At 59.9% G+C, this 25,168-nt stretch carries 24 protein-coding genes; 9 read left to right on the top strand and 15 right to left on the bottom strand.

Going from position 1 to position 25,168, the window contains the following annotated elements; genetic code table 11:
• Positions 1-79: 79 nt before the first annotated feature.
• The 4 genes from tcyN to ACM110_RS08795 all read right to left on the bottom strand — a co-directional run bounded on the left by tcyN (position 80) and on the right by ACM110_RS08795 (position 3,584).
• Entirely contained in the window at positions 80-835 is a 756-nt protein-coding gene (gene tcyN, locus ACM110_RS08810; protein ID WP_416127454.1) for an L-cystine ABC transporter ATP-binding protein TcyN, read from the bottom strand.
• A gap of 4 nt (positions 836-839) precedes the next feature.
• Positions 840-1,505, bottom strand: coding sequence for a cystine ABC transporter permease (tcyL, locus tag ACM110_RS08805; RefSeq protein WP_416127453.1), 666 nt, complete (start codon positions 1,503-1,505; stop codon positions 840-842).
• Positions 1,505-2,305, bottom strand: a complete 801-nt coding sequence (gene tcyJ, locus ACM110_RS08800) for a cystine ABC transporter substrate-binding protein (protein ID WP_338584156.1) — start codon at positions 2,303-2,305, stop codon at positions 1,505-1,507. Before tcyJ ends, tcyL begins: the two co-directional genes overlap by 1 nt.
• Before the next feature lie 286 nt (positions 2,306-2,591).
• On the bottom strand, positions 2,592-3,584 hold the full coding sequence (locus tag ACM110_RS08795) for a D-cysteine desulfhydrase (RefSeq protein ID WP_416127452.1): 993 nt from the start codon (positions 3,582-3,584) through the stop codon (positions 2,592-2,594).
• 190 nt (positions 3,585-3,774) lie between these two features.
• On the opposite strand from ACM110_RS08795, the gene epsC reads away from it, so the two are divergent.
• The gene (epsC, locus tag ACM110_RS08790; RefSeq protein WP_338584158.1) at positions 3,775-4,701 is read left to right on the top strand and encodes a serine O-acetyltransferase EpsC; all 927 of its coding nucleotides are present in this window, start codon (positions 3,775-3,777) and stop codon (positions 4,699-4,701) included.
• A gap of 380 nt (positions 4,702-5,081) precedes the next feature.
• Positions 5,082-7,037, top strand: coding sequence for a choline transporter BetT (gene betT / locus ACM110_RS08785; protein ID WP_416127520.1), 1,956 nt, complete (start codon positions 5,082-5,084; stop codon positions 7,035-7,037).
• 10 nt (positions 7,038-7,047) lie between these two features.
• Here betT and ACM110_RS08780 read toward each other — a convergent pair whose 3' ends face one another.
• Both ACM110_RS08780 and ACM110_RS08775 read right to left on the bottom strand, forming a co-directional pair.
• Positions 7,048-7,308, bottom strand: a complete 261-nt coding sequence (locus ACM110_RS08780) for a hypothetical protein (protein ID WP_338584159.1) — start codon at positions 7,306-7,308, stop codon at positions 7,048-7,050.
• A 172-nt stretch (positions 7,309-7,480) separates the two neighbouring features.
• Entirely contained in the window at positions 7,481-8,221 is a 741-nt protein-coding gene (locus tag ACM110_RS08775) for an SDR family oxidoreductase (RefSeq protein ID WP_416127451.1), read from the bottom strand.
• A gap of 112 nt (positions 8,222-8,333) precedes the next feature.
• On the opposite strand from ACM110_RS08775, the gene ACM110_RS08770 reads away from it, so the two are divergent.
• The 3 genes from ACM110_RS08770 to mgrA all read left to right on the top strand — a co-directional run bounded on the left by ACM110_RS08770 (position 8,334) and on the right by mgrA (position 10,896).
• Complete coding sequence (locus tag ACM110_RS08770; protein WP_416127450.1) at positions 8,334-9,224, top strand: LysR family transcriptional regulator; 891 nt, start codon at positions 8,334-8,336, stop codon at positions 9,222-9,224.
• Between the two features lie 100 nt (positions 9,225-9,324).
• Complete coding sequence (locus ACM110_RS08765; protein ID WP_416127449.1) at positions 9,325-9,726, top strand: type II toxin-antitoxin system HicB family antitoxin; 402 nt, start codon at positions 9,325-9,327, stop codon at positions 9,724-9,726.
• Positions 9,727-9,858: 132 nt separating this feature from the next.
• A complete protein-coding gene (mgrA, locus tag ACM110_RS08760; protein WP_416127448.1) occupies positions 9,859-10,896 on the top strand; it encodes an L-glyceraldehyde 3-phosphate reductase in 1,038 nt (345 codons plus the stop codon).
• An 88-nt stretch (positions 10,897-10,984) separates the two neighbouring features.
• Here mgrA and tauD read toward each other — a convergent pair whose 3' ends face one another.
• From tauD to ACM110_RS08725, 7 genes are all read right to left on the bottom strand, one after another.
• Entirely contained in the window at positions 10,985-11,824 is an 840-nt protein-coding gene (gene tauD / locus ACM110_RS08755; protein ID WP_416127447.1) for a taurine dioxygenase, read from the bottom strand.
• A 143-nt stretch (positions 11,825-11,967) separates the two neighbouring features.
• Entirely contained in the window at positions 11,968-12,801 is an 834-nt protein-coding gene (tauC, locus tag ACM110_RS08750; RefSeq protein ID WP_416127446.1) for a taurine ABC transporter permease TauC, read from the bottom strand.
• Positions 12,798-13,592 carry a taurine ABC transporter ATP-binding subunit gene (gene tauB, locus ACM110_RS08745; RefSeq protein ID WP_416127445.1) on the bottom strand — a complete coding sequence of 265 codons (795 nt, stop codon included), beginning with the start codon at positions 13,590-13,592 and terminating at the stop codon, positions 12,798-12,800. The genes tauC and tauB overlap by 4 nt, the downstream gene beginning before the upstream one ends.
• 15 nt (positions 13,593-13,607) lie before the next feature.
• A complete protein-coding gene (gene tauA, locus ACM110_RS08740; protein ID WP_416127444.1) occupies positions 13,608-14,585 on the bottom strand; it encodes a taurine ABC transporter substrate-binding protein in 978 nt (325 codons plus the stop codon).
• Between the two features lie 226 nt (positions 14,586-14,811).
• Positions 14,812-16,395, bottom strand: coding sequence for a glutamate--cysteine ligase (gene gshA / locus ACM110_RS08735; RefSeq protein ID WP_416127443.1), 1,584 nt, complete (start codon positions 16,393-16,395; stop codon positions 14,812-14,814).
• A 247-nt stretch (positions 16,396-16,642) separates the two neighbouring features.
• On the bottom strand, positions 16,643-17,026 hold the full coding sequence (locus ACM110_RS08730) for a PaaI family thioesterase (RefSeq protein ID WP_338584168.1): 384 nt from the start codon (positions 17,024-17,026) through the stop codon (positions 16,643-16,645).
• Positions 17,026-19,350: a Tex family protein gene (locus tag ACM110_RS08725; protein WP_416127442.1), complete on the bottom strand. Its 2,325-nt coding sequence runs from the start codon at positions 19,348-19,350 to the stop codon at positions 17,026-17,028. The genes ACM110_RS08730 and ACM110_RS08725 overlap by 1 nt, the downstream gene beginning before the upstream one ends.
• 360 nt (positions 19,351-19,710) lie before the next feature.
• Between ACM110_RS08725 and ompR the strand changes: the two genes are divergently transcribed.
• On the top strand, positions 19,711-20,451 hold the full coding sequence (gene ompR / locus ACM110_RS08720; protein ID WP_020795794.1) for a two-component system response regulator OmpR: 741 nt from the start codon (positions 19,711-19,713) through the stop codon (positions 20,449-20,451).
• Positions 20,452-20,565: 114 nt separating this feature from the next.
• Complete coding sequence (locus ACM110_RS08715; RefSeq protein WP_416127441.1) at positions 20,566-21,879, top strand: ATP-binding protein; 1,314 nt, start codon at positions 20,566-20,568, stop codon at positions 21,877-21,879.
• Positions 21,880-21,962: 83 nt separating this feature from the next.
• On the opposite strand, the gene rimK is transcribed toward ACM110_RS08715, so the two are convergent.
• Both rimK and ACM110_RS08705 read right to left on the bottom strand, forming a co-directional pair.
• On the bottom strand, positions 21,963-22,868 hold the full coding sequence (gene rimK / locus ACM110_RS08710) for a 30S ribosomal protein S6--L-glutamate ligase (protein ID WP_007972871.1): 906 nt from the start codon (positions 22,866-22,868) through the stop codon (positions 21,963-21,965).
• Positions 22,865-23,326, bottom strand: a complete 462-nt coding sequence (locus ACM110_RS08705) for an ATP-dependent zinc protease (RefSeq protein ID WP_416127519.1) — start codon at positions 23,324-23,326, stop codon at positions 22,865-22,867. The genes rimK and ACM110_RS08705 overlap by 4 nt, the downstream gene beginning before the upstream one ends.
• Before the next feature lie 234 nt (positions 23,327-23,560).
• On the opposite strand from ACM110_RS08705, the gene ACM110_RS08700 reads away from it, so the two are divergent.
• Together ACM110_RS08700 and hslO are read left to right on the top strand one after the other, a co-directional pair.
• Entirely contained in the window at positions 23,561-23,965 is a 405-nt protein-coding gene (locus tag ACM110_RS08700) for an RNA-binding S4 domain-containing protein (protein WP_338584171.1), read from the top strand.
• Positions 23,966-24,130: 165 nt separating this feature from the next.
• Positions 24,131-25,033 carry an Hsp33 family molecular chaperone HslO gene (gene hslO, locus ACM110_RS08695; protein WP_416127440.1) on the top strand — a complete coding sequence of 301 codons (903 nt, stop codon included), beginning with the start codon at positions 24,131-24,133 and terminating at the stop codon, positions 25,031-25,033.
• Positions 25,034-25,168: the final 135 nt, after the last annotated feature.

Genomic DNA, 25,168 nt, shown 5'->3' with positions numbered 1-25,168 from the left:
TTTATTGTGCGTGAATGGTGTTGGTGTAGGCGGTGTGTAACTTCCTTCCGTGGAAGTTAACAAGTTTTCGAGGGGTTATTTAGTTGTGAGAGTTGTTCAGGAACTTGCTGAGGAACTGTTTCGTGCGTTCTTCTTTCGGGTTGGCAAACAGCGCCTTGGATTCGCCTTGTTCGACGATGACACCCTTGTCGAAAAACACCACACGATTGGCCACGTCACGAGCGAAAGCCATTTCGTGGGTCACGATGACCATGGTGCGATTCTCTTCGGCCAGACCGCGGATCGTCGCCAGCACTTCGCCCACCAACTCCGGGTCGAGCGCCGAGGTCGGTTCGTCGAACAGGATCACTTCCGGTTCCATCGCCAGCGCGCGGGCAATCGCCACGCGTTGCTGCTGGCCGCCCGAGAGACGGCGCGGGTAAGCATCTTCCTTGCCCGCCAGGCCCACCTTGGCCAACAGCTTTTTACCCAGGGCAACGGCATCGGCATGCGGGATCTTCTTGACGATGATCGGGCCTTCGATGACGTTTTCCAGAGCGGTACGATGGGGAAACAGGTTGAAGTTCTGGAACACGAAACCCACGTGCTGGCGCAAGTTGCGCACCAGACTTTGCTGCTGGTTCAACGGACGGCTGGTATCGATTTCGATATCGCCGACCTTGATCCGGCCGCTAGTGGGTTCTTCCAGGAAATTCAGGCACCGCAGGAACGTGGTCTTGCCCGAGCCGCTCGGCCCGATGATCGCCACGACCTCACCTTCCTTCACTTGCAGATCGATGCCGTTGAGCACGACTTGACCCTTGAACTGCTTTGTCAGTTTTTCCACGACAATCATGGGGTCAGGACTCCTGGTCGTGCCGATTGACCCGCTCTTCCAGCTTGTTCTGCAGGTGCGAAAGCACCGTGGCCAGAACCCAGTAGATCAGCGCGGCGGCAAGGTACATGGTGAAAATTTCGAAGGTACGGGCGGTGATCAGCTGCGCCTGACGGAACAGCTCCGGCACCTGGATGGTGGCTGCCAGCGCAGTGTCCTTGACCAGCGAGATGAAACTGTTGCCCAGCGGCGGCAATGCCGTGCGCATCGCTTGCGGAATGATGGCCCGGCGCAGCGTCTGCGCGCGGGTCATGCCGATACTGGCAGCGGCTTCCCACTGACCGCGTTCGATCGAGCTGATCGCAGCGCGCAGGATTTCACAGGCATAGGCAGCCATGTTCAGCGAGAAGCCGATCAGGGCCGCCGGCAGCGGATCAAGTTCGACACCCAATTGCGGCAAGCCGTAATAGATCACGAACAGTTGCACCAGCAACGGCGTGCCGCGAAAGAACGACACGTAGATGCGGGCGATCCAGCTCACCAGCTTGAAGCGCGACAGGCGCATAAGCGCAAGGCCGAAGCCCATCACCAGGCCGAAGAACATCCCGCCCAGGCTCAAGATCACCGTGTAGTACGCGCCCTTTAGCAAAAAGGGCGCGGAATCCAGCGCGAGTTGAAAAGCTTCTTCCATTATTGAGTGACGTCAGCGTTGAAGTATTTTTCCGAGAGCTTTTTCAGGGTGCCGTCGGCGCGCAGTTTGTCGATCGCCTTGTTCACCGCAGCCAACAGTTCAGGCTCGCCTTTGCGCAGGGCAATACCGGCTTCCTGACGGGAGAACGCTTCACCGGCAGCAGTGGTGTCCTTGGCTTTCTTGGCATATTCCAGCGCGGCCAGACGGTCGATCAGGATGGCGTCGATACGGCCGACACGCAGGTCCTGGAACTTGGTCGGATCGTCTTCGTAGGTGCGCACGTCAGCGGTTGGCACGTTGGCTTTGACCCACTGTTCGTAGTTGGTGCCCAGGCCCACGCCGACTTTCTTGCCACCCAGATCGGCAGCGGACTTGATGTTCAGCTCGGCGGCCTTCTTGGTCAGCACCAGCGCCTGAATCCCGGAAACGGTGTACGGCTCGGAGAAGTCATACTTTTTCTTGCGCTCTTCGGAGATGGTCACCTGGTTGATCACCGCGTCCAGACGCTTGGATTCCAGCGCCGCGAGGATGCCGTCCCATTTGGTCGGTTGCAGTTTGACCTTCACGCCCAGCTCTTTGGCCAGCGCTTCGGAGAACTCGACTTCGAAGCCGGTCAGTTTGCCGTCGGCGTCGACGAAGCTGAACGGTGGGTAAGTGCCTTCCAGGCCGACGTTGATCACGCCTTTGTCCTTGATTTGTTGCAGCTGCTCACCGGCAACGGCGTTGCCGATCAGGCCGGCGCTCAGTGCCAGGCCCAGCGATCCCACCAGCAGATTACGACGTAGTGCGGAAAAATTCATGACAAGCCCCTGTGTTTTCTTATGGAAGACGCTTAAGGAAAGTTGGCAAATTCGGGAATTGGACGACTGCGATATCCTGCCCTAAAGCAGCGTATGCGTCTCGCTGCAAATTCGCCTGCGGCGTGACTATATGATGGCGTTATTAGATTAGAAAATAATAAATTCTATTTTTATTATGCGATTAACGAATAAGTGATGGGTCTTGAAAAGATCGCAGCCTGCGGCAACTCCTACAAGAAACGGCGAACTCCTGTAGGAGCTGCCGCAGGCTGCGATCTTTTGATCTTTATAGAAAGTCTTTGTAGGCAAACAACGCCGGCGCCCCACCGGTGTGCAGGAAAATGATCGGGCCGTCATCGAAACGCTGCCGACCGATACCGTCCAGCAACCCCGCCATGGCCTTGCCGGTGTAGACCGGGTCAAGCAGCAGGCCTTCCTGACTCGCCAGCAGCTTCACTGCCGCCAGCGTCCCGGCATTCGGCTCGCCATAGCGCGGCGCGAAATACTCGTCCCACAACTCGACTTTGAAGCTCGCCGGCAACGTCACACCCAACAACTCGGCAGTGCGCTCGGCCAAGCCCTGTACCTTCGGCCGCTGATCTTCATCGCTGCGCGAAACCGTCACGCCGATCACCGGCAATTCCGGCAACGCTTCGCTCAACGCCAATGCCAGACCGCTGTGGGTTCCGGCGCTGCCCGAGGCCAGGATCACGGCGGCGAAATTCAGGCCGGTATCCTTGATCTGTTCGGCCAGTTCCAGACCGGCCCGTACGTAACCCAAGGCGCCCAATGCATTGGAGCCACCGATCGGCACCAGGTACGGTTTCTTGCCGTTATTGCGCAGGCGAGCGGCCAATGCCTGCAATTGTTCGTCGGCGTTGTCGAGGTTTTCCACCAGTTCGACCTTGGCATCGAACAGGTCGAGCAACAGCCGGTTGCCGTTGCCGACGTAGTTGACGTCATCGGTGCCCAGCGGGTTTTCCAGCAGCGCTACGCAGCCAAGTCCCAGCTTGGCGGCAATGGCGGCAGTCTGGCGTACATGGTTGGATTGCAGCGCGCCAGCGGTGATCAAGGTATCAGCGCCCTCGGCCAAGGCATCGGCCGCGAGGTATTCGAGTTTGCGCAGCTTGTTGCCACCCATGGCCAGTGGCGTCAGGTCATCGCGCTTGACGTAGACATCGCGGCCCAGCCAGGTCGACAGGCGTTCGAGTTTTTCCAGGGCGGTGGGCTGACCGAGCAGGTCGAGGCGGTTAAAGCGGGCAAGCTGTTGTTTGATCATGAGTCCGTACTGGCGGTGAATGATGTCAGGACTATAGGCACGCGTATTTGTCGGGGCAACCGTCAATCGCTTATAGCTGATGGTGCTTAACACAGCACAATTGGTTCTTAATTTGCGCCGCGACCCTTGCCGTAAAGTAATCGCCGTTGACGCGGCCAGACCGTCCGGCCGCCCGTGAGGAGTTTTTACCGTGAGTGAGCGTTCCAGCCATTGGCAATTGCAGACCATCGTCAGTCAGCTGCGCACGGCACGTGACCAGTGGCGTGCACAAAACGGCCGCGCCAGCACCGAGCAGGGTGGTCGCGAGTTGCCGTCCCGAGCGGCCATGGCGGACATTCTCGAAGCCCTGTGCGGTGCGCTGTTCCCGATGCGTCTGGGGCCGGTGGACCTGCGCGAGGAAAGTGAAGACTTCTACGTCGGTCACACCCTTGATGTCGCGCTGAATGCGTTGCTGGCGCAAGCGCGACTCGAATTGCGTTATGCCGCTCGCCACGGAGCCGAGGCCGAGACCGAAGTTGAAGCCAAGACCATCCAGATCATTCAGGATTTTGCCCTTGCCTTGCCGGGTCTGCGCAGCCTGTTGGATACGGATGTGTTGGCGGCCTATCACGGTGACCCGGCGGCGCGCAGCGTTGATGAAGTGCTGCTGTGCTATCCCGGCATTCTGGCGGTGATTCACCATCGTCTGGCCCATCATTTGTATCGCGCGGGGTTGCCGTTGTTGGCGCGGATCAGTGCGGAAATCGCTCACTCGGCCACCGGTATCGATATTCACCCCGGCGCGCAGATCGGCCGCAGTTTCTTCATCGATCACGGGACCGGCGTGGTCATCGGCGAGACCGCGATCATCGGCGAGCGCGTGCGGATCTATCAGGCCGTGACCTTGGGCGCCAAGCGCTTCCCGGCGGACGAAGACGGCCAGTTGCAGAAGGGCCAGCCGCGCCATCCGATTGTCGAGGATGACGTGGTGATTTATGCCGGTGCGACGATTCTGGGGCGGATCACCATCGGCAAGGGCTCGACCATTGGCGGGAATGTCTGGCTGACCCGTAGCGTGCCGGCGGGCAGTAATCTGACTCAGGCTAATTTGCAGCTGGATGATGGGGCGCAGAAGTAAGGCAGATAAACCGTTGCGCCAGCTGTAGGAGCTGTAGGAGCTGTCGAGTGAAACGAGGCTGCGATCTTTTCAAAGGCACTGCAAAAACCAAAGTCAAAAGATCGCAGCCTGCGGCAGCTCCTACAGAATTCCCCCACTCCCGCCGCGTTATACCCCTCCTTGAGCTAGCGTAAGAAAGCGACCGCCCAGCCCTGCGATTAGTCCTTAGCACCCTATCCATGTTTAACTTGAACGTTCATTCAAGTTAAACCGGTGGTTCGCTGCCCGCTCACAACAGGAGGCTTGCCTTTGCTGAGTCCGATTTCTACAGCCACGTTTTACCTCTTCGAGGTGCACCGTTCATGAGTGCATCGTCCCTTCCTCCAAGCGGCCTGGTCCGCATGAATCCGCCGGTGTTTTACTTTGCGGCGAGCTTCATTCTGTTGTTCGGCGTCGTGGTCATTGCCATGCCCGAGCAGGCCGGTGCCTGGTTGCTGGCCGCACAAAACTGGGCGGCCAACACGGTCGGCTGGTACTACATGTTGGCGATGACCCTGTATCTGGTCTTCGTGGTGGTCACCGCGTTATCGGGCTACGGCAAGATCAAACTCGGTGCCGACCACGACGAGCCCGAATTCAGTTACCTGTCCTGGGCCGGCATGCTGTTCGCCGCCGGGATCAGCATCACGTTGTTCTTCTTCTGCGTATCCGAACCGCTGACCCACATGCTCCAACCGCCGCAAGGCGAGGCGGGCACCGCGGATGCGGCGCGCCAGGCCATGCAGATTCTTTTTCTGCACTGGGGCTTGCATGGCTGGGGCGTGTTCGCCTTCGTCGGCATGGCGCTGGCCTACTTCGCCTACCGACACAACCTGCCGCTGGCCTTGCGCTCGGCGTTGTATCCGCTGATCGGCAAACGCATCAACGGCCCTATCGGTTACGCGGTGGATGGCTTCGGCATCATTGCCACGGTGTTCGGCCTCGGTGCCGACATGGGCTTCGGCGTGCTGCACCTCAACTCGGGTCTGGACTATTTGTTTGGCATCGCTCACACCCAGTGGATTCAGGTCGGCCTGATCACGCTGATGATGGGCGCGGCGATCATCGTCGCGGTGTCCGGTGTGGATAAAGGCGTGCGCGTGATGTCCGACATCAACATGCTGCTGGCCTGCGCGCTGCTGCTGTTCGTGTTGTTCGCCGGGCCCACGCAGCATTTGCTCAACACATTGATCCAGAACGTGGGCGATTATCTCGGCGCCTTGCCGATGAAGAGTTTCGACCTTTACGCCTACGACAAACCGAGCGACTGGCTGGGCGGCTGGACGGTGTTCTATTGGGCTTGGTGGATTGCGTGGTCGCCGTTCGTGGGCTTGTTCATCGCGCGGATTTCCCGTGGCCGGACCATTCGCGAATTCGTCTTTGGCGTGCTGTTGATTCCGCTCGGTTTCACCCTCGCGTGGATGTCGATCTTCGGCAACAGCGCCATCGACCAGGTGCTCAATCACGGCATGAGCGCGCTGGGCATGTCGGCCATCGACAACCCGTCGATGACCCTGTACCTGCTGCTGGAAACTTACCCATGGAGTAAAACCGTCATCGCCGTAACGGTGTTCATCAGCTTTGTGTTCTTCGTCACCTCTGCGGATTCGGGCACCGTGGTGCTCTCGACACTGTCCGCCAAGGGCGGCAACCCGGATGAAGACGGGCCGAAATGGCTGCGGGTGTTCTGGGGTGCGATGACCGCGCTGGTGACCAGTGCGTTGCTGTTCTCCGGCAGCATCGATGCGTTGAAGTCAGCGGTGGTCCTGACTTCGCTGCCGTTCTCGCTGATTTTGCTGTTGATGATGTGGGGCCTGCACAAGGCGTTTTATCTGGAGTCGCAAAAGCAGATCGCGCAGCTGCATTCCCTGGCGCCGGTGTCGGGCTCACGGCGCGGCGGCTGGCGTCAGCGCTTGAGTCAGGCGGTGCATTTTCCGTCGCGGGACGAGGTGTATCGCTTCCTCGATACAACAGTGCGTCCGGCGATCGAAGAGGTCTCGGCGGTGTTCATCGAGAAGGGGCTGAGTGTCATCACGCATCCGGAACCGGTCAACGACAGCGTCAGCCTGGAAATCGGTCACGGCGATGAACACCCGTTTATCTATCAGGTACAAATGCGCGGCTACTTTACGCCGTCGTTTGCCCGGGGCGGCATGGGCTCCAAGGAACTCAACAACCGTCGTTACTACCGCGCCGAAGTGCATTTGAGCGAGGGCAGCCAGAACTACGATCTGGTGGGCTACACCAAGGAACAGATCATCAACGACATCCTCGATCAGTACGAACGGCACATGCAGTTCTTGCATCTGGTGCGTTGATCGGGAGTCTTCACGCTTCGGTGGTCATCACCATGAACAACACCAGCGCCGCCACCGGGATACCGAAAACGGCACTGCCGACCACCAGTTCGGTGCCCAACGGCTGGCCGGCATGCACAATGCCGACCGCGCCATTGATCAGCGTCAGCGCCAGCCACAGCACGATAAAGCTGTAGGCCAGGATCTGGCGGCTGAAGCCGATTTTCTCGCCGATGTAGAGCATCAGGGCGAGGAGGATCAGGCCGAAGGTGATGATGATCGTTGTGTGCATGGTGGGTTTCGCCATTCAGATGTGTGGTGCCGTTCAGGCCGTCATCGCGGGCAAGCCTTGCTCCTACAGATGTTACGTCGTTCGAGGAATCAGAGCACGACTCTAAACCTGTAGGAGCAAGGCTTGCCCGCGATGGCGGCCCTACTGATTCAACTCCATACAGCGAGCATAGTTAAACCAACCCGCCATTCACCCGCAAAACCTGCCCATTGACCCAAGCCGAATCCGGTCCCGCCAGAAACGACACAACACGAGCAATATCCTCCGGCTGACCCAGGCGTTCCAGCGGCGCCATCTTCGCGAAATTCTGAATCTGCTCCTCGCTCTTGCCGTGCAAAAACAGCTCGGTCGCCACCGGCCCGGGCGCCACCGCATTGACCGTGATGTTACGTCCACGCATCTCCTTGGCAAACACCTGTGTCAGCGATTCCACCGCGGCTTTGCTGGCAATGTACACCGCATAACCCGGCAGGTTCAGGCCGACGGTGCTGCTGGAGAAATTGATGATACGGCCACCGTCGTTCAGGCGTGTGGCGGCTTCGCGCAGGGTGTTGAAGGTGCCACGGGCGTGGATGTTGAAGGTTTGCTCGAACAACTCGTCGCTATGTTGTGCCAGTGGCAGCACCTTGAGAATCCCGGCGTTGTTCACCAGCACATCGACTTTACCGAGCTGGGTTTCAGCCTCGTCGAACATCCGCCGCACGTCCTCGGCATTGGCCACATCGGCCTTGATAGCTATGGCTTGATAGCCGGCCTGACGCAGTTCCACCACCAGTTTCGATGCTTCGCTGGCGCTGCTGGCGTAATTGATGGCGACGGCGAAACCTTCGCTGGCCAATTGTCTGGCGATGACCGCGCCGATGCCGCGGGAGGCGCCGGTGACGAGGGCAACTTTCGAAGTCTGGTGAGTCATGGTGGTGATCCTGTGATGGGGTGTGAAGCCAATTTCACATGTTTACTCGGGTCGATAAATGCACCAGAGTTGCCTTGACTGTTCAAGAATCGCCAACAATCGAGAGCATTCCGTGGATCAAGTCAAAGCGATGAAAGTGTTCGTGCGGATCTACGAACGCTCCAGTTTTACCCTGGCGGCAGAAGACCTGAACCTACCGCGGGCCACGCTGACTCACACGCTCAATCAGTTCGAAGCCTGGCTCGGCACCCGCTTGCTGGAACGCAGCACGCGCAGAGTGCGACCTACGCTGGATGGCGAAGCGTATTACCAGCGTTGCCTGCAATTACTGGCAGAACTGGAAGAAGCCGAACTGGCGTTTCGCAGCGTGGCGCCGAAGGGCCGCTTGCGGGTGGACTTGCACGGCACCCTGGCCCGACACTTCGTGATTCCGGCCCTTCCGCAATTCATGACCCGTTATCCGGATATCGAGCTGTCCATCAGCGAAGCGGATCGCAACGTCGACCTCATCACCGAAGGTATCGATTGCGTACTGCGCGCCGGCACCTTGAGCGACTCCACACTGATCGGCAAACGTGTCGCCAACCTGCGCCAGATCACCTGCGCCAGCCCTGCGTACCTGCGCAAATACGGCGAGCCAAAAAACCTCGAAGATCTGAAAAACCATCGCGCCGTGAATTACGTTTCGCGCACCACCGCCAAGTTGTTCCCGTTCGAATTCGTGGTGAATGGGGAGCTCAAGGAAGTGGCAATCGATGGCGCCGTTTCAGTGTTCGGCGCAGAAATCTACGCCGCGTCGGCGATTGCCGGCCTCGGCCTGATCCAGTGCCCGCACTACCGCATGGAAACGCAAATCGCCCAGGGACTGATCAAGGAAATCCTCACTGAAACCCCACCGCCACCGATGCCGGTTTCTGTGCTGTACCCGCACAACCGACACATGTCGCCACGGGTTCGGGTGTTTGTGGATTGGTTGGGGGAAGTGTTTGCGGGGGCAATTTGAGTGAGATTTTGATCATCTCAGAATGTGTATGGGTGGGGGGCGCGCGGGATTTCCATATTAGAGTGCTGGATATTCAGCCATTCGAAGGAAGGTCAAATACATGAAATTCCCGGTTGTTCTGCACAAGGATGCCGACTCGGACTACGGAGTGATCGTCCCGGATGTGCCGGGTTGCTTCTCTGCCGGTAGCACCGTGGCGCAGGCACTCGAAAGTGTGAAAGAGGCGCTGTCCCTGCATTACGAAGGGTTGGTTGCCGATGGCGAGCCGTTGCCTCAAGTGCGCGAGATCGACGCTCACCTCGATAACCCTGAATACGCTGGCGGCGTTTGGGCGGTGGTGGAGTTTGATATCACGCCTTACTTCGGCAAGTCGGTGCGATTCAATGCCACGCTGCCAGAGCAATTGCTTGAGCGTATCGACCAGACCGTCAGGCGCGACCAACGCTACAGTTCGCGCTCCGGTTTTCTGGCAGCGGCAGCACTGCGCGAATTGTCGGCATAAGGTTAGAAGAAAGAAATATGAAACGTTTCAGCAATTAGTCGAATCCGGGGTTTCCTGGTTTTTGTCTGCGCGTATGCTGGGCGACTGGCGAAGCAGTCGAGACCAGATTCAAGACAGACAAGAGAGGATTCGATGACTTACACCGCTGCCGAAAACCGCTATGACTCCATCCCTTACCGCCGCGTAGGTCGCAGCGGTCTGGTGCTGCCGGCGCTGTCCCTGGGCCTGTGGCACAACTTCGGCGACAGCACGCCGATCGATACCCAGCGTGCGTTGTTGCGCACGGCGTTCGACCTGGGCATCAACCATTTCGACCTGGCCAACAACTACGGCCCGCCGTATGGCAGCGCCGAGATCAATTTCGGTCGTTTGCTGCGTGAAGACTTCAAGCAGTATCGCGACGAGCTGATCATCTCCAGCAAGGCTGGTTGGGACATGTGGCCTGGTCCTTACGGCCAGGGCGGTGGTTCGCGCAAGTACGTGCTGGCCAGTCTCGATCAGAGCCTGCAACGCCTGGGCGTGGACTACGTGGACATTTTCTACTCCCACCGCTTCGACCCGGACACGCCGCTGGAAGAAACCGCCAGCGCACTGGCTACCGCTGTGCAGCAGGGCAAGGCGTTGTACATCGGCATCTCGTCTTATTCCGGGGTGAAAACCCGTGAAATCGCCGCGCTGCTCAAAGAGTGGAAAGTGCCGTTGCTGATCCACCAACCGGCGTACAACCTGCTCAATCGCTGGGTGGAGAAAGACCTGCTGGATACCACTGACGAACTCGGCACGGGCGTGATTGCCTTTACCCCGCTGGCTCAAGGTTTGCTGACCGACAAATACCTCAACGGCGTGCCGGCGGATGCGCGGGTCAACCGTCCGGGCGGTGGTTCGTTGCTGTCGTCGCACTTGTCGGATGCCAACATTGCTCACGTTCGTGCGCTCAATGAAATTGCCAAGCGTCGCGGTCAAAGCCTGGCGCAACTGGCGTTGGCCTGGACGCTGCGTGACCCGCGCGTGACCTCGGCGCTGATCGGTGCGAGCCGGCCGGAGCAGATCATCGAGAACGTCGAGGCGTTGAAGAATCTGAGCTTCAGTGCGGAAGAACTGGCGGAGATTGACCGGTTTGCCCAAGAGGGCGGGATCAATCTTTGGGAGAAGCCTTCGACGGCGGAGTAGCCCGGAGCAAAAGATCGCAGCCTGCGGCAGCTCCTACAGGGGATCGCATTTCCATGTAGGAGCTGCCGCAGGCTGCGATCTCTTGATCTTAAAAGAACGGCACATCCCCCAACACCGTCGCCCGCTGCATCACTCGCCGCGCCGGGCGGTAATCATCCACCGCGTAGTGCTGGGTCACGCGGTTGTCCCAGAACGCGATGTCGTCTTTCTGCCAGCGCCAGCGAATGGTGAATTCCGGCCGTGTGGCGTGGGCGAACAGGAACTTCAGAATGGCTTCGCTTTCGGTTTCCGACAGTTCGTTGATCTTCGAGGTGAAACCTTCGTTGACGAACAGCGAGCGGCGTCCGCTCACCGGGTGGGTGCGGATTACCGGGTGCGACAGCGGCGGATTCTTGCGCCGCGCCTCTTCCCATTGGGCCAGCGCTTCAGGCGTGTTGCCGTAGCGCTCCAGCGGAAACGAACGGGTGAAATCGTGAGTGGCGGTCAGCCCTTCGAGCAAGGTTTTCATCGGCGCCGACAGCGTTTCATACGCGGCGATGCCGCTGGCCCACAGCGTGTCGCCACCAAACTCCGGCAACAGCTTGGCGCTGAGCACCGCGCCCATGGCCGGGGTCGGCAGGAAGGTCACGTCGGTGTGCCAGATCGCGTTGTCGCGCACGTCGGTGACGGCGGTGTCGAGGATCAGCACTTCCGGTTGCTCCGGCACATTCGGGTAGATTGGATGAATGTGCAGGTCGCCGAAATTCGCGGCGAATCGTGCCTGTTGCTGCGGCGTGATCGGCTGGTCGCGGAAGAACAGTACTTGATGCTTGAGCAGCGCTTGCTCAATGGCATCGCGCTGTTCCAGATTCAGTGGCTGGCTGATGTCGACGCCGCTGATCTGTGCGCCTAGGGCGTAGCTGAGGGGGACGATGGTCAGGTGGCTCATGGTGGTTCTCTTCAAATTCGGTGTGTAGAGCTTTTGTAGGAGTGAGCCTGCTCGCGATAGCGGCGTGTCAGGCGACATGGCCATGGCTGATACACCGCCATCGCGAGCAGGCTCACTCCTATAAGGATTTTCAAAGGCGATTTTCAGTGAGCCTGGCCGTGCCACGGCACCAGTTTGCGCTGCAAGGCGCGCAGGCCCATTTCCATGGCGAAGGCAATCAGCGCGATCACCAGGATCCCCAGCACCACCACATCGGTGACCAGGAACTGCGCGGCCGACTGCACCATGAAGCCCAGGCCGCTGGTGGCGGCGATCAGTTCGGCAGCAACCAGCGTCGACCAACCGACGCCCAAACCAATGCGCACGCCAGTCAAGATATCCGGCAATGCACTCGGCAGAATCACATGACGAATCAACTGTGCCCGCGTCGCACCCAGCGATTGCGCAGCGCGCAATTTGGCCGGGTCGACCGTGCGCACGCCGGTGGCGGTGGCGATGGCAATCGGGGCGAAAATCGCCAGGTAGATCAGCAACACTTTCGACAACTCGCCGATGCCGCACCAGATCACGATCAGCGGCAGATAAGCCAACGGCGGAATCGGACGATAGAACTCAATCAGCGGATCAAGAATGCCGCGAGCGACGCGGTTGTGGCCGATGGCGATGCCGACCGGAACGGCCGTCAGTACCGCGAAGCCGAGGCCAAGACCGATGCGGCTGAGGCTCGCGCCCAAGTGCTGCCACAAGGTTGAATCCATATAGCCGCTGGTCGCCAGCAACCAGCCTTTTTGCAGCACGGCCGATGGCGGCGGCAGGAACAACGGCTCGATCAAACCGGTCGCTGTCACTGCCCACCAGATGAAAACCAACGCGACCAGGGTCAGCAGGCTGATCCAGCGCGTGCTCAAGCTGCGACGGGCTGCGATGGCTGGGGTGTTTGTCTTCACCGCCGCAGCGGGAATTTCGTAGCTGCTCATGCGTGCTCCTGGCGCTGTACGGCGCTGCGTTGGGAGAACACTTTGGCGAGTACGTGTTCGCGGGTTTCGATGAAGCGCGGGTCGGACTTGATCGAGCGTGCCGACTCACCGGCGGCGTAACGCTGGCCGAAATCCAGACTGAGGCGTTCGACGATTTGCCCGGGATTGGGTGCCAGCAGAATCAGGTCGGTGGCGAGGAACACGGCTTCTTCGATGTCATGGGTAATCAGGAACACCGGTTTCGCGGTGCGCCGCCAGACTTGCAGCAACAGCTCCTGCATCTGTTCGCGGGTAAACGCGTCGAGGGCGCCGAAGGGCTCATCCATGAGCAATACGCGAGGATCGGCGGCGAGGGCGCGGGCCAGGCCGACGCGCTGTTTCTGGCCACCGGAGAGTTGCCAGATCCGGCGATTTTCAAAGCCGGAAAGGTCTACCAGTGCGAGCATTTCCCGGGCACGGATTTCACGTTTTTCCCGGGCAATCCCGGCCAGTTCCAGACCGAAACCGACGTTGGCCAGCACGTCTTGCCAAGGCAGCAAGGCATCGTCCTGAAACACCACGCCACGTTCGGCACTCGGGCCTTTGACCGGCACGCCGTCGAGGGTAATGCGCCCGGCGCTGGGTTCGACGAAACCGGCAATCAGGTTCAACAGCGATGTCTTGCCACTGCCGGACGGGCCGAGGGCGACCAGCAATTGCCGGGGCCCCAGGCTAAGGGAAATATCCGCCAGCACCGGTTCCGGGCTGCCAGGGTACTGTGCGCTGATGCGCTCCAGCTGTAGCAAAGCCATCGCGTTGACTCCCGATCAGTTGGTGATGAACTTGGCGCTGACGTACGGCGCGTAGTCCGGCAGTACGGCTTCGACCTTGCCTTGTTCCTTGAGGAACACGGCGGTGTCGGTGATGGCCTTGGTGGTGGGCGCGCCGAGGGTGACGACTTGATCAGCCGCCAGCGGGTAGACGTTGCCTTGCAGCAGCAGCGGAATGTCACTGGCCTTGGCGCCGGAGAGCTTCACCAGTTTGTCGACGTTGCTTTGGTTGGCGAGCCAGGCTTTTGGGTCTTTGCGGTAATCGGCGTAGGCATCCAGGGTCACTTTGGCGAACGCGGTGACGATTTCCGGGTGCTTCTCGGCGAAGTCCTTGCGCACGATCCAGGCATCGAAGGTCGGTGCGCCGAATTTGGCCAGCTCGCCGGAAGTGATCAGCACTTTGCCATTTTCCTTGGCTACGCCAAGCGCCGGGTCCCATACGTAAGTGGCGTCGATGTCACCGCGTTTCCACGCAGCGATGATTGCCGGTGGAGCGAGGTTGAGGACGGTGACTTTCGATGGGTCGATGTTCCAGTGATTCAGCGCGGCCAGCAGGCTGTAATGGCCAGTGGAAACGAATGGCACGGCGATTTTCTTGCCGATCAGGTCTTGCGGAGTCTTGATCCCGGAACCATCGCGGGCGACCAAGGCTTCAGCGGCGCCGATCTGGGTGGCGATGAGGAAGGTTTCCACCGGCACTTTGCGGGTAATGGCAGCAGTCAGGGGGCTGGAACCGAGGTAGCCGATCTGCACGTCGCCGGAAGCGATGGCGGCGATGATGTCGGCACCGTTATCGAACTTGCGCCAGCTGATGTCGGCCTTGGTGGCTTTTTCGTACGCGCCGTCGACCTGGGCGACTTTCGCCGGGTCCACGGTGGTCTGGTAAGCGACAGTGACGTCAGCCGCCTGGGCAAACATGCTCGCCGCAGCCAAAGAAGCGGCAGCCAGCAGGCGAAGAGGGAAAGTCAGTTTCATCGGGTAGCTCCTTGTCAGGCGACCGAGAGTCGGCGTGAAAGGAGACTAAATGATCTAAGAATTCGAAAATAAATAACTTTTTCGAATGAGCTTATGAGCGGAAAATTCTAAGCCGGCGACGGTGTGTAGGCTAAAAGCAAAAGATCGCAGCCTGCGGCAGCTCCTACATTGGAATGTGTTTCCTGTAGGAGCTGCCGAAGGCTGCGATCTTTTTTACAGGCGCCGATTAATTACTGATCGCCAGAATGCTCGCCTGATACGACCCGACAAACACATCGAAATCGCCGACTTCGTTCTGTTCCAGCTCAACCTGTTGGGCCAGCGAAGAGCGCGCCAATTCTTCGAACTTCGCCTGCTGCTCGGCCGGCAACGGCTCGCTGCGGAAAAACTCGGCATGGGCCTGGCTTTGGCGCAGGGAGAACTGGGTAAAACTTTCCTTGTGCTCGGCCATTGCCGCCAGCACCTGGGCCGATGGCGTCAGGGACGGGTCCTTGACCTTGGCCATCTGTGCGTCCAGCGCCTTGCTGTGGGCATCGCCGCCATGGCTCTGATCCAGCAACGCGGCCAATGGCGCGATGTTTTCCAGCAACTGACCGGCCCACTCTTTCAGGTCGACCGGCTGCCCGTCGCGCTGCAGTTGCAGGCCCGGACGGCGACCTTCCTTGACCACACTGAGGAAGTTCGAGGTCGCGTTGCCGCAGCTGGTATTGGTCAGCAGCGGGCTGTCGTTCAAGGCGCAGTACAGCAGGAAAGCGTCGAGGAATCGCGATTCGGTGATATCGATGCCCATCGGCAGGAACGGGTTGATGTCCAGGCAACGGACTTCGACGTACTGGATGCCGCGGGCCATCAGCGCCTGGATCGGCCGTTCGCCGGAATAGGTCACGCGTTTCGGGCGGATGTTGGAGTAGTACTCGTTTTCGATCTGCAGGATGTTGGTGTTGAGTTGAACCCACTCACCGTCCTTGTGCGTGCCGACTTCGACGTAAGGCGCGTACGGCGTGGCCACCGCTTTGCGCAGGCTGTCGGTGTAGCTGATCAGATCGTTGTAGCACGGCGTCAGGCCGGCCTGGGCGTTGCTCTGGTAACCCAGATCGCTCATGCGCAGGCTGGTGGCGTATGGCAGGTAAAGGGTGTCCGGATCCAGTTGTTCCAACTGGTGCGAACGACCGCGCAGGAAACCGGCATCCAGCGCTGGCGAGGCGCCGAACAGGTACATCAGCAGCCAGCTGTAGCGGCGGAAGTTACGGATCAGCGCGATGTAGGACGACGACTGGAAATCGCGGTCGCTGCCGACAAAGCCTTCAGCCGCCTTAAGCAGTGGCCAGAGTTTTTCCGGCAGCGAGAAGTTGTAGTGAATCCCGGCAATGCACTGCATGGTCTTGCCGTAACGCAGGGCCAGGCCCTTGCGGTACACGTACTTGAGCTGCCCGATGTTGGACGTGCCGTAATAGGCGATCGGGATGTCTTCCTCGGCCGGCAGCGGGCACGGCATCGATGGACTCCACAGATACTCGTTGCCGAGTTTGCTGTAGGCAAAACGGTGAATGCTGTCCAGGCTCGCCAGCGTGTCCGCCGGGTCGGGCAGGGCCGGAGTGATGAACTCCAGCAGCGACTCGGAGTAGTCGGTGGTGATCTGTTCATTGGTCAGCGCGGAACCCAATTCTTCCGGGTGCGGCGTTTGCGCCAGGCGACCTTCGCCGGTCACGCGCAGGCATTCACGTTCGATGCCGTGAAGGCACTGTTCGAGCAGAGAGAGGTTAGCGCGCTCGCCGAGCAGAGCCAGGCGGCGGTTGAGAAGTTCGCTCAAGTTGGATTCCTTCACGCGTCAGTCGCCCCAATATGGGGGTGGGCAAGACGGTCTACAAGGGTGAAGTTGAAACTGGCGTTTTCGCCTGGTTTTTCTAGCCGGTCAGCCGCACACATAACCTGTAGGAGCTGCCGCAGGCTGCGATCTTTTGATCTTGCTATTGAAAAACAAAGTCAAAAGATCGCAGCCTGCGGCAGCTCCTACAGGGTTCATTGCGCCGAAATTAACTCAAAATGATGACCGGTAGCTACAGGACAGCGAACGTGCCTTGCGCTTTTGCGACCAATTTGTCGCCTTGCACTACGTCGGCCTCGACCACCAGCGTGCGGCGGCCCGGGTGGATCACCCGCGCCGTGCACATCACCTCGCCGTCGGACACGGCGCGGATGTAGTTGATCTTGCACTCGATGGTCGCGCTCTGCTGGTCAAAGCCATGGGCACTGGAACAGGCCAGCCCCATGGCAATGTCCACCAGACTGAACAATGCCCCGCCGTGCAGTTTACCGGCGCGATTGCGCAGCTCCGGTTCCAGCACCAGGGCGACTTGCGCCACCCCGGTTTCCAGGCTGTGCAGGCGGCAGCCGAGCAGCTTGAAAAAGGCGCTTTCGGTATACCCGGCAGGGATCTCCATCAACGTTTCTTCAATTGCTTGGCGTTGGCGAACAGCGAAGCCATGGCGTTATTGGCCGGGGCCGCCGCCGTGGTTTCCTTGCGCGGTGCGGTGTTCTGGGACTGGCGTGGCGCCGAACCCGGACGTGCACCGCGGGCACCGTCGATTTTCTCGCCCGGCGTGTCGCTCATGCGCATCGACAGGCCCACGCGTTTACGCGGAATGTCGATTTCCATGACCTTCACTTTCACCACGTCACCAGCCTTCACCGCTTCGCGTGGATCCTTGATGAACTTCTCCGAAAGCGCAGAGATGTGCACCAAACCGTCCTGATGAACGCCGATGTCGACGAACGCGCCGAAGTTGGTCACGTTGGTCACCACGCCTTCGAGGATCATCCCTAGTTGCAGGTCCTTGAGGTCTTCGACGCCTTCCTGGAACTCGGCGGTCTTGAACTCGGGACGCGGGTCGCGACCGGGCTTTTCCAGTTCCTGGAGGATGTCGGTCACGGTTGGCAGACCGAAGGTTTCATCGGTGTACTTCTTCGGATCGAGGCGCTTGAGGAACGCGGCGTCGCCGATCAGCGAGCGGATGTCACGGTCGGTTTCAGCGGCAATGCGCTGCACCAGCGGATAGGCTTCCGGGTGCACCGCCGACGAATCCAGCGGGTTTTCGCCGTTCATCACGCGCAAGAAGCCAGCGGCCTGTTCGAAGGTTTTTTCGCCCAGACGTGCGACTTTCTTCAGCGCAGCGCGGGTTTTGAACGCGCCGTGTTCGTCGCGGTGGCTGACGATGTTCTGCGCCAGTGTTGCGTTGAGGCCGGAGATCCGCGCCAGCAGCGCAACGGAAGCGGTGTTCACGTCCACACCGACGGCGTTCACGCAGTCCTCGACGACCGCATCCAGGCCGCGCGCCAGTTTCAGCTGCGACACGTCGTGCTGGTACTGGCCGACACCGATGGATTTCGGATCGATCTTCACCAGCTCGGCCAGCGGATCTTGCAGGCGACGGGCAATCGAAACGGCGCCACGGATCGATACGTCGAGGTCCGGGAATTCCTTGGAAGCCAGTTCCGATGCCGAGTAAACCGATGCGCCGGCCTCAGACACCATGACCTTGGTCATCTTCATGGCTGGATACTTTTTGATCAGCTCGGCGGCGAGCTTGTCGGTCTCACGGCTGGCGGTGCCGTTGCCGATGGCGATCAGGTCCACCGCATGCTTGGCGCACAGGGCGGCGAGGATCGCGAGGGTCTGGTCCCACTTGTTGTGCGGTACGTGCGGGTAAACCGTGGCGTGATCCAGCAGCTTACCGGTGGAATCGACCACGGCCACCTTGCAACCGGTGCGCAGGCCCGGGTCGAGGCCCAGAGTGGCACGCGGGCCGGCCGGGGCCGACAGCAGCAGGTCGTGCAGGTTGTGGGCGAACACATTGATCGCTTCGGTTTCCGCGCCATCGCGCAGCTCACCCAGCAGGTCGGTTTCCAGGTGGGTGTAGAGCTTGACCTTCCAGGTCCAGCGCACCACTTCGCCCAGCCATTTGTCGGCGGCGCGGTTCTGGTTCTGGATGCCGAATTGCTGGCCGATCATGCCTTCGCACGGGTGCATGGAGCCCGGCAGCTCATCGCCGACTTTCAGCGCGGAGCTGAGAATGCCTTCGTTACGGCCACGGAAAATCGCCAACGCGCGGTGCGACGGCATGCTTTTCAGCGGTTCGTCGTGTTCGAAATAGTCGCGGAACTTGGCGCCTTCCTCTTCTTTGCCGGCGATCACGCGGGCACTGAGAGTGGCTTCCTGCTTGAGATAGTTGCGCAGTTTGTCCAGCAGGCCCGCGTCTTCGGCGAAGCGCTCCATGAGGATGTACTTGGCGCCTTCGAGGGCAGCCTTCACGTCGGCCACGCCTTTTTCCGCGTCGATGAAACGTTCGGCTTCGGTTTCCGGGCTCAGGGTCGGGTCGTTGAACAGACCGTCCGCCAATTCGCCAAGGCCGGCTTCCAGGGCGATCTGGCCCTTGGTGCGGCGCTTCTGCTTGTACGGCAGGTACAAGTCTTCGAGGCGGGTCTTGGTGTCGGCGAGTTTGATGTCGCGTTCCAGTTGCGGGGTCAGCTTGCCTTGCTCCTGGATGCTGGCAAGGATGCTGATGCGCCGTTCGTCGAGTTCTCGCAGGTAGCGCAGACGCTCTTCCAGATGACGCAACTGGATGTCATCGAGGCTGCCGGTCACTTCTTTCCGGTAACGGGCGATGAAGGGAACGGTAGAGCCTTCATCGAGTAGCGCGACGGCCGCTTCGACCTGTTGTGGGCGTACGCCGAGTTCCTCGGCGATGCGGCTGTTGATGCTGTCCATAAAACCACCTGACAAATTGTGAAAGCAGGCTCGCAGGCGCAGATTAGGGCCTTGGCGAGTCTGGTTGAGCGGCTTGGCCAGCGCCGCTGCCTGGGTCAACAGGCATTGCGTTGACCCGTGAAATCGAACAATTACTGCTGACGCTATAAAAATAAATCGCGTCTGTCTGTAGTACCTGTCTGACGTTGCCTGACACAAAAGGCCGCGCATTATAACCAGCGTTCAGCCATTCAGGGGCATCGCAGGCTGCGGCTTCAATGGCCGGTTTTCTGGCGGTAAAGGAAAAATCTGCTAACAATGCACACGGTGCGTATAACGGCAGCTACGCCATAATGCGCGCCGAGATCAAAGGAGCATCTAATGAGCAGCACTGCAAACATTGCTGAAGGCGAAAAAATTCTAATTGTTGACGACGATCCGGGCCTTAGCAGCCTGCTGGAGCGTTTTTTCGTCAGCAAGGGCTATCGCGCCCGCGCCGTACCGAACACCGAGCAAATGGATCGCCTGCTGGCGCGCGAAGTGTTCAACCTGGTCGTCCTCGACCTGATGCTGCCCGGCGAAGACGGTCTGACCGCCTGCCGCCGCCTGCGTGGCGCGAACAATCAGATCCCCATCATCATGCTGACCGCCAAGGGCGATGAGCTGAGCCGGATCAAGGGCCTGGAACTGGGTGCCGACGATTACCTGGCCAAGCCGTTCAACCCGGATGAGCTGATGGCCCGCGTCAAAGCGGTATTGCGTCGCCAGTCGGCTCCAGTGCCGGGCGCACCGGGCAGCGAAGACGAAAGCGTGACCTTCGGCGACTACGAGTTGTCCCTGGCCACCCGCGAACTCAAGCGCGGAGAAGAAGTGCACATGCTCACCACCGGTGAGTTCGCGGTTCTCAAGGCCCTGGTGATGAACGCCCGTCAGCCACTGACCCGCGACAAACTGATGAACCTGGCCCGTGGCCGCGAGTGGGATGCCCTGGAGCGTTCCATCGATGTGCAGATTTCCCGTCTGCGCCGGATGATCGAACCCGATCCGTCCAAACCGCGCTATATCCAGACTGTCTGGGGCGTGGGCTACGTGTTCGTGCCGGATGGCGCCGCCACCAAGTGATCGGCGATTTGTAGGAGCGGGTCATGTGGGCGATGGTCAAATGACCTTGCCCGCAGACTCGCGATCCGCAATATGCGAGCATCGCTCGCTCCTGCAAGTGTGTAACGGTTACCCATGAAAACCCCGGTTTGGTTCCCCCAGAGTTTCTTCTCCCGCACCCTTTGGCTGGTGCTGATCGTCGTGCTGTTCTCCAAGGCGCTGACCCTGGTTTATCTGTTGATGAACGAGGATGTGCTGGTGGACCGTCAGTACAGCCACGGCGTCGCCCTGACGCTGCGTGCCTATTGGGCCGCCGACGAAAACAACCGCGACAAAATTGCCGAAGCCGCGACCCTGATCCGTGTGGTCGGTGCGGGTGTGCCGGAAGGCGAACAACACTGGCCGTACAGCGAGATCTATCAGCGGCAGATGCAGGCCGAGTTGGGTGACGACACCGAAGTCCGATTGCGTATGCATTCGCCACCGGCATTGTGGGTACGTGCACCAAGCCTGGGCGACGGCTGGCTGAAAGTACCGCTTTATCCGCATCCGCTGCGCGGGCAGAAAATCTGGAACGTACTCGGCTGGTTCCTCGCCATTGGTTTGCTCTCTACTGCCTCGGCATGGATTTTCGTCAGCCAGCTCAACCAACCTTTGAAACGTCTGGTCTACGCCGCGCGGCAACTCGGTCAGGGTCGCAGCGTGCGCCTGCCGATCAGCGATACGCCGAGTGAAATGACCGAGGTCTATCGGGCATTCAACCAGATGGCCGAGGATGTCGAGCAGGCCGGTCGCGAGCGGGAGCTGATGCTGGCCGGGGTGTCTCATGATCTGCGTACGCCGCTGACCCGTTTGCGGCTGTCCCTGGAATTGATGGGTGACCGCAACGACCTGACGGACGACATGGTCCGCGACATCGAAGACATGGACGCGATTCTCGACCAGTTCCTGGCGTTTATTCGCGACGGCCGTGATGAGTCAGTAGAAGAGGTCGACCTGAGTGATCTGGTCCGCGAGGTCGCCGCGCCGTACAACCAGAACGAAGAGAAAGTGCGCCTGCGCCTGGAACCGATCCAGCCGTTTCCGTTGCGTCGGGTGTCGATGAAGCGATTGCTGAACAACCTGATCGGCAACGCGCTGCATCATGCGGGCAATGGCGTGGAAGTGGCGGCGTATGTCTCCGGTGACACCGCTGCACCTTACGTGGTGCTCAGCGTCATGGACCGTGGTGCCGGGATCGATCCGTCGGAACTGGAAGCGATCTTCAACCCGTTCACCCGTGGTGATCGAGCCCGGGGCGGAAAGGGCACAGGGTTGGGCTTGGCGATCGTGAAGCGGATTGCTTCGATGCATGGCGGCAATGTCGAGCTGCGCAACCGTACCGGTGGTGGGCTTGAAGCGCGGGTGCGCTTGCCGCTGGGGTTGATGTTGCCGAGGGATGCGGTTTAACCGCTGAAAAGATCGCAGCCTGCGGCAGCTCCTACAGGGGAATGCGTACTCTGTAGGAGCTGCCGCAGGCTGCGATCTTTTCTTTATCCCTTACCTTTGGTCCGAGTCATATTCGGCCCACCATTCTTCTCCAGATGCTCAATGATGATCCCCGCCACATTCTTGCCAGTGGTGGTCTCAATCCCCTCAAGCCCCGGCGACGAATTCACCTCCATCACCAGCGGCCCGTGATTCGAACGCAGGATATCCACACCCGCCACCGCAAGGCCCATGACTTTCGCCGCACGCAATGCGGTCATGCGCTCTTCCGGCGTGATCTTGATCAGGCTGGCGCTGCCGCCGCGATGCAGGTTGGAGCGGAATTCGCCGGGTTTGGCCTGGCGCTTCATCGCCGCAATCACCTTGTCGCCCACCACGAAGCAGCGGATGTCGGCGCCGCCTGCTTCCTTGATGTACTCCTGGACCATGATGTTCTGCTTGAGGCCCATGAACGCCTCGATCACCGATTCCGCCGCCGTGGCGGTTTCGCACAGCACCACGCCGATGCCTTGGGTGCCTTCCAGCACCTTGATCACCAGCGGTGCGCCGTTGACCATTTCGATCAGGTCGGGAATGTCGTCCGGCGAGTGGGCGAACCCGGTCACCGGCAAACCGATTCCGCGACGTGAGAGCAATTGCAGCGAACGCAGTTTGTCCCGCGAGCGGGCGATGGCCACCGATTCGTTGAGTGGAAAAACCCCCATCATTTCGAACTGGCGCAATACTGCGCAGCCATAAAACGTGACCGACGCACCGATCCGTGGGATCACGGCGTCGAAACCTTCCAGCGGCTTGCCGCGATAGTGGATCTGCGGCTTGTGGCTGGCGATGTTCATGTAGGCGCGCAGGGTATCGACCACCACCATTTCATGGCCGCGTTCGGTACCGGCTTCGACCAGGCGACGGGTGGAATACAGACGCGGGTTCCGCGACAGCACAGCGATCTTCATGCAACACCTGTGGAGAAGGTAGATACCGGGAACACCGGCTTGTCTTGTACATATTTAATGCCTGGATTGACCACCAACTGGCCGTCGATCAAAGCTTTGGAACCGAGTAGCAGGCGATAACGCATGGATTTGCGGCAGGCGAGCGTGAACTCGACCCGCCAGACCCGATCACCGAGGGCCAGGGTGGTGCTGATCACGTATCGCACCTGCGCGTGACCGTTAGAGCTTTTAATGGTTTTGCGTGTCACCAACGGTGCTTCGCAGCGGCGGTGACGCAACTGCACCACCGTGCCCAGGTGCGCGGTGAAGCGCACCCATTGCTCTCCATCGCGCTCGAACGTCTCGATGTCGGTGGCATGCAGGCTGGAGGTGCTGGCACCGGTGTCGATTTTTGCCCGAAGGCCCGCGACTCCCAAATCAGGGAGCGCCACCCACTCGCGCAAACCGACAACGGTCAAATGGTCAAATGTCTTCAAAATTGCTCAACCGGTAGAAACCACGGTGGCCGCAGGCGGCCGAAATCGCGGTATTCACGCAGAATAATGGGTAAAAGGCGACAGATATCTACGGCCCGGATTTCCAGCCTCGCGGAGGAGGTTATGGAATGTCAGCATTGTAGTCCGGGACGGAGAAATTCTTGGCACGACAGAACGGTAGTACAGTTCACAAATATTTCAGAACGAGGAAATCCCATGGCACAAAAAAACGAAGAGGACGACAAAGTCCGCCTCGATAAATGGTTGTGGGCAGCGCGCTTTTACAAGACGCGTGCCTTGGCCAAAGCGGCGATTGAAAGCGGCAAGGTGCATTGCCGGGGTGAGCGCTGCAAGCCTGGCAAAGAGCCACGCATCGGCGATGAGTTCGTGCTCCGCACCGGTTTCGAGGAGCGTACGGTGGTGGTCCTGGCGCTGTCGATCGTGCGCCGTGGCGCGCCGGAAGCTCAGACCCTATACGCCGAGACCGAAGCCAGCATCGCCAAGCGCGAAAATGCCGCCGCCGAGCGCAAGGCAGGCGCCCTGGGCGTGAGTACGGATGGCAAGCCGAGCAAAAAACAACGGCGCGATCTGTTCAAGTTTCGTGGCAGCAGCAACGAATGATTTGCCCGGTCCGCCGATCGCATCAACCGGGCCAAGACTTGTAATTGCGCCTGTTCGTAGCCATATGAGGTAATTCGCCTGCCGTGCGTGTGCCGTTCGTCGAAAAGCGCACACCGCCGCCGGCCTGTAAGCCATACCTAGTCACCACTTCAGATACCCAGACTTATGACCGACCTACCGGATAACGACTTCACCCAACGCTTCATCTTCGATGACAGCGACACCCGTGGCGAGATGGTTTCGCTGGAGCTCAGCTACGCCGAAGTCCTGGCCAAGCACGCCTATCCGGAACCGGTCGCACAACTGCTCGGCGAACTGATGGCGGCCGCGGCGTTGCTGGTCGGCACCTTGAAGTTCGATGGCTTGCTGATCCTTCAGGCCCGCTCCGAAGGCCCGATCCCGCTGCTGATGATCGAATGCTCCAGCGAGCGCGACATCCGTGGCCTGGCCCGTTACGAGGCCGACCGCATCGCCCCTGACGCCACCCTGTCCGACTTGATGCCGGACGGTTCGCTGACCCTGACCATCGACCCGAAACAAGGCCAGCGCTACCAGGGCGTGGTGGATCTGGACGGCGAAACGCTGTCTGACTGCTTCACCAACTACTTCGTCATGTCGCAGCAGATCGGCACGCGCATCAAGCTGTGCGCCGATGGCCGTCGCGCCCGTGGCCTGTTGCTGCAGCAACTGCCTGCCGACCGCCTGAAAGACGAAGAAGAGCGCGCGGCCAGCTGGCAGCACCTCACCGCGCTGGCCACCACCCTGACCGCCGATGAACTGCTGGGCCTGGACAACGAAACCGTGCTGCATCGTCTCTACCACGAAGAGCAAGTGCGTCTGTTCGACGTGCAAAAACTGCGCTTCCGTTGCAGCTGCTCGCGCGAACGTTCGGCCAATGCACTGGTCAGTTTGGGTATGGAAGACGCGCAAAACCTGGTGGTCGAACACGGTGGCAAAATCGAGATCGACTGCCAGTTCTGCAACCAGCAGTACCTGTTCGACGCCGCCGACGTGACTCAATTGTTCGCCGGAGCGGGTGTCGAGACGCCGTCAGATACCCGTCACTAAAACGGTTCAGCGCAGGTAAATTCACTGGTTAGCGCCGGAATAACGCCGTTACGACAGGAGGGGCCTACTCTTTTTGGGCTTTTCTGGCATAATCCGGCCCACTTTTTTCGCGGTAGTAGTGCACGACTTTCTACT

It is taken from the genome of Pseudomonas sp. NFX98 (assembly GCF_047784845.1).
Lineage (GTDB): Bacteria > Pseudomonadota > Gammaproteobacteria > Pseudomonadales > Pseudomonadaceae > Aquipseudomonas.
Note: the sequence above shows the minus strand (reverse complement) of the source record. Positions and strands in the feature narration are given on the sequence as shown.

Excerpts from the sequence above, each read along its gene's own strand:
- mgrA (WP_416127448.1), top strand. The coding sequence starts at position 9,859 with ATGACTTACACCGCTGCCGAAAACCGCTATGACTCCATCCCTTACCGC.
- ACM110_RS08725 (WP_416127442.1), bottom strand. The coding sequence starts at position 19,350 with ATGGACAGCATCAACAGCCGCATCGCCGAGGAACTCGGCGTACGCCCA.
- ACM110_RS08795 (WP_416127452.1), bottom strand. The coding sequence starts at position 3,584 with ATGATCAAACAACAGCTTGCCCGCTTTAACCGCCTCGACCTGCTCGGT.
- rimK (WP_007972871.1), bottom strand. The coding sequence starts at position 22,868 with ATGAAGATCGCTGTGCTGTCGCGGAACCCGCGTCTGTATTCCACCCGT.
- tauA (WP_416127444.1), bottom strand. The coding sequence starts at position 14,585 with ATGAAACTGACTTTCCCTCTTCGCCTGCTGGCTGCCGCTTCTTTGGCT.
- ompR (WP_020795794.1), top strand. The coding sequence starts at position 19,711 with ATGAGCAGCACTGCAAACATTGCTGAAGGCGAAAAAATTCTAATTGTT.
- hslO (WP_416127440.1), top strand. The coding sequence starts at position 24,131 with ATGACCGACCTACCGGATAACGACTTCACCCAACGCTTCATCTTCGAT.
- ACM110_RS08700 (WP_338584171.1), top strand. The coding sequence starts at position 23,561 with ATGGCACAAAAAAACGAAGAGGACGACAAAGTCCGCCTCGATAAATGG.
- tcyL (WP_416127453.1), bottom strand. The coding sequence starts at position 1,505 with ATGGAAGAAGCTTTTCAACTCGCGCTGGATTCCGCGCCCTTTTTGCTA.
- tauD (WP_416127447.1), bottom strand. The coding sequence starts at position 11,824 with ATGAGCCACCTGACCATCGTCCCCCTCAGCTACGCCCTAGGCGCACAG.
- ACM110_RS08775 (WP_416127451.1), bottom strand. The coding sequence starts at position 8,221 with ATGACTCACCAGACTTCGAAAGTTGCCCTCGTCACCGGCGCCTCCCGC.
- tcyN (WP_416127454.1), bottom strand. The coding sequence starts at position 835 with ATGATTGTCGTGGAAAAACTGACAAAGCAGTTCAAGGGTCAAGTCGTG.
- ACM110_RS08730 (WP_338584168.1), bottom strand. The coding sequence starts at position 17,026 with ATGGAGATCCCTGCCGGGTATACCGAAAGCGCCTTTTTCAAGCTGCTC.
- tcyJ (WP_338584156.1), bottom strand. The coding sequence starts at position 2,305 with ATGAATTTTTCCGCACTACGTCGTAATCTGCTGGTGGGATCGCTGGGC.
- ACM110_RS08780 (WP_338584159.1), bottom strand. The coding sequence starts at position 7,308 with ATGCACACAACGATCATCATCACCTTCGGCCTGATCCTCCTCGCCCTG.
- ACM110_RS08765 (WP_416127449.1), top strand. The coding sequence starts at position 9,325 with ATGAAATTCCCGGTTGTTCTGCACAAGGATGCCGACTCGGACTACGGA.
- betT (WP_416127520.1), top strand. The coding sequence starts at position 5,082 with ATGAATCCGCCGGTGTTTTACTTTGCGGCGAGCTTCATTCTGTTGTTC.
- ACM110_RS08715 (WP_416127441.1), top strand. The coding sequence starts at position 20,566 with ATGAAAACCCCGGTTTGGTTCCCCCAGAGTTTCTTCTCCCGCACCCTT.
- tauB (WP_416127445.1), bottom strand. The coding sequence starts at position 13,592 with ATGGCTTTGCTACAGCTGGAGCGCATCAGCGCACAGTACCCTGGCAGC.
- tauC (WP_416127446.1), bottom strand. The coding sequence starts at position 12,801 with ATGAGCAGCTACGAAATTCCCGCTGCGGCGGTGAAGACAAACACCCCA.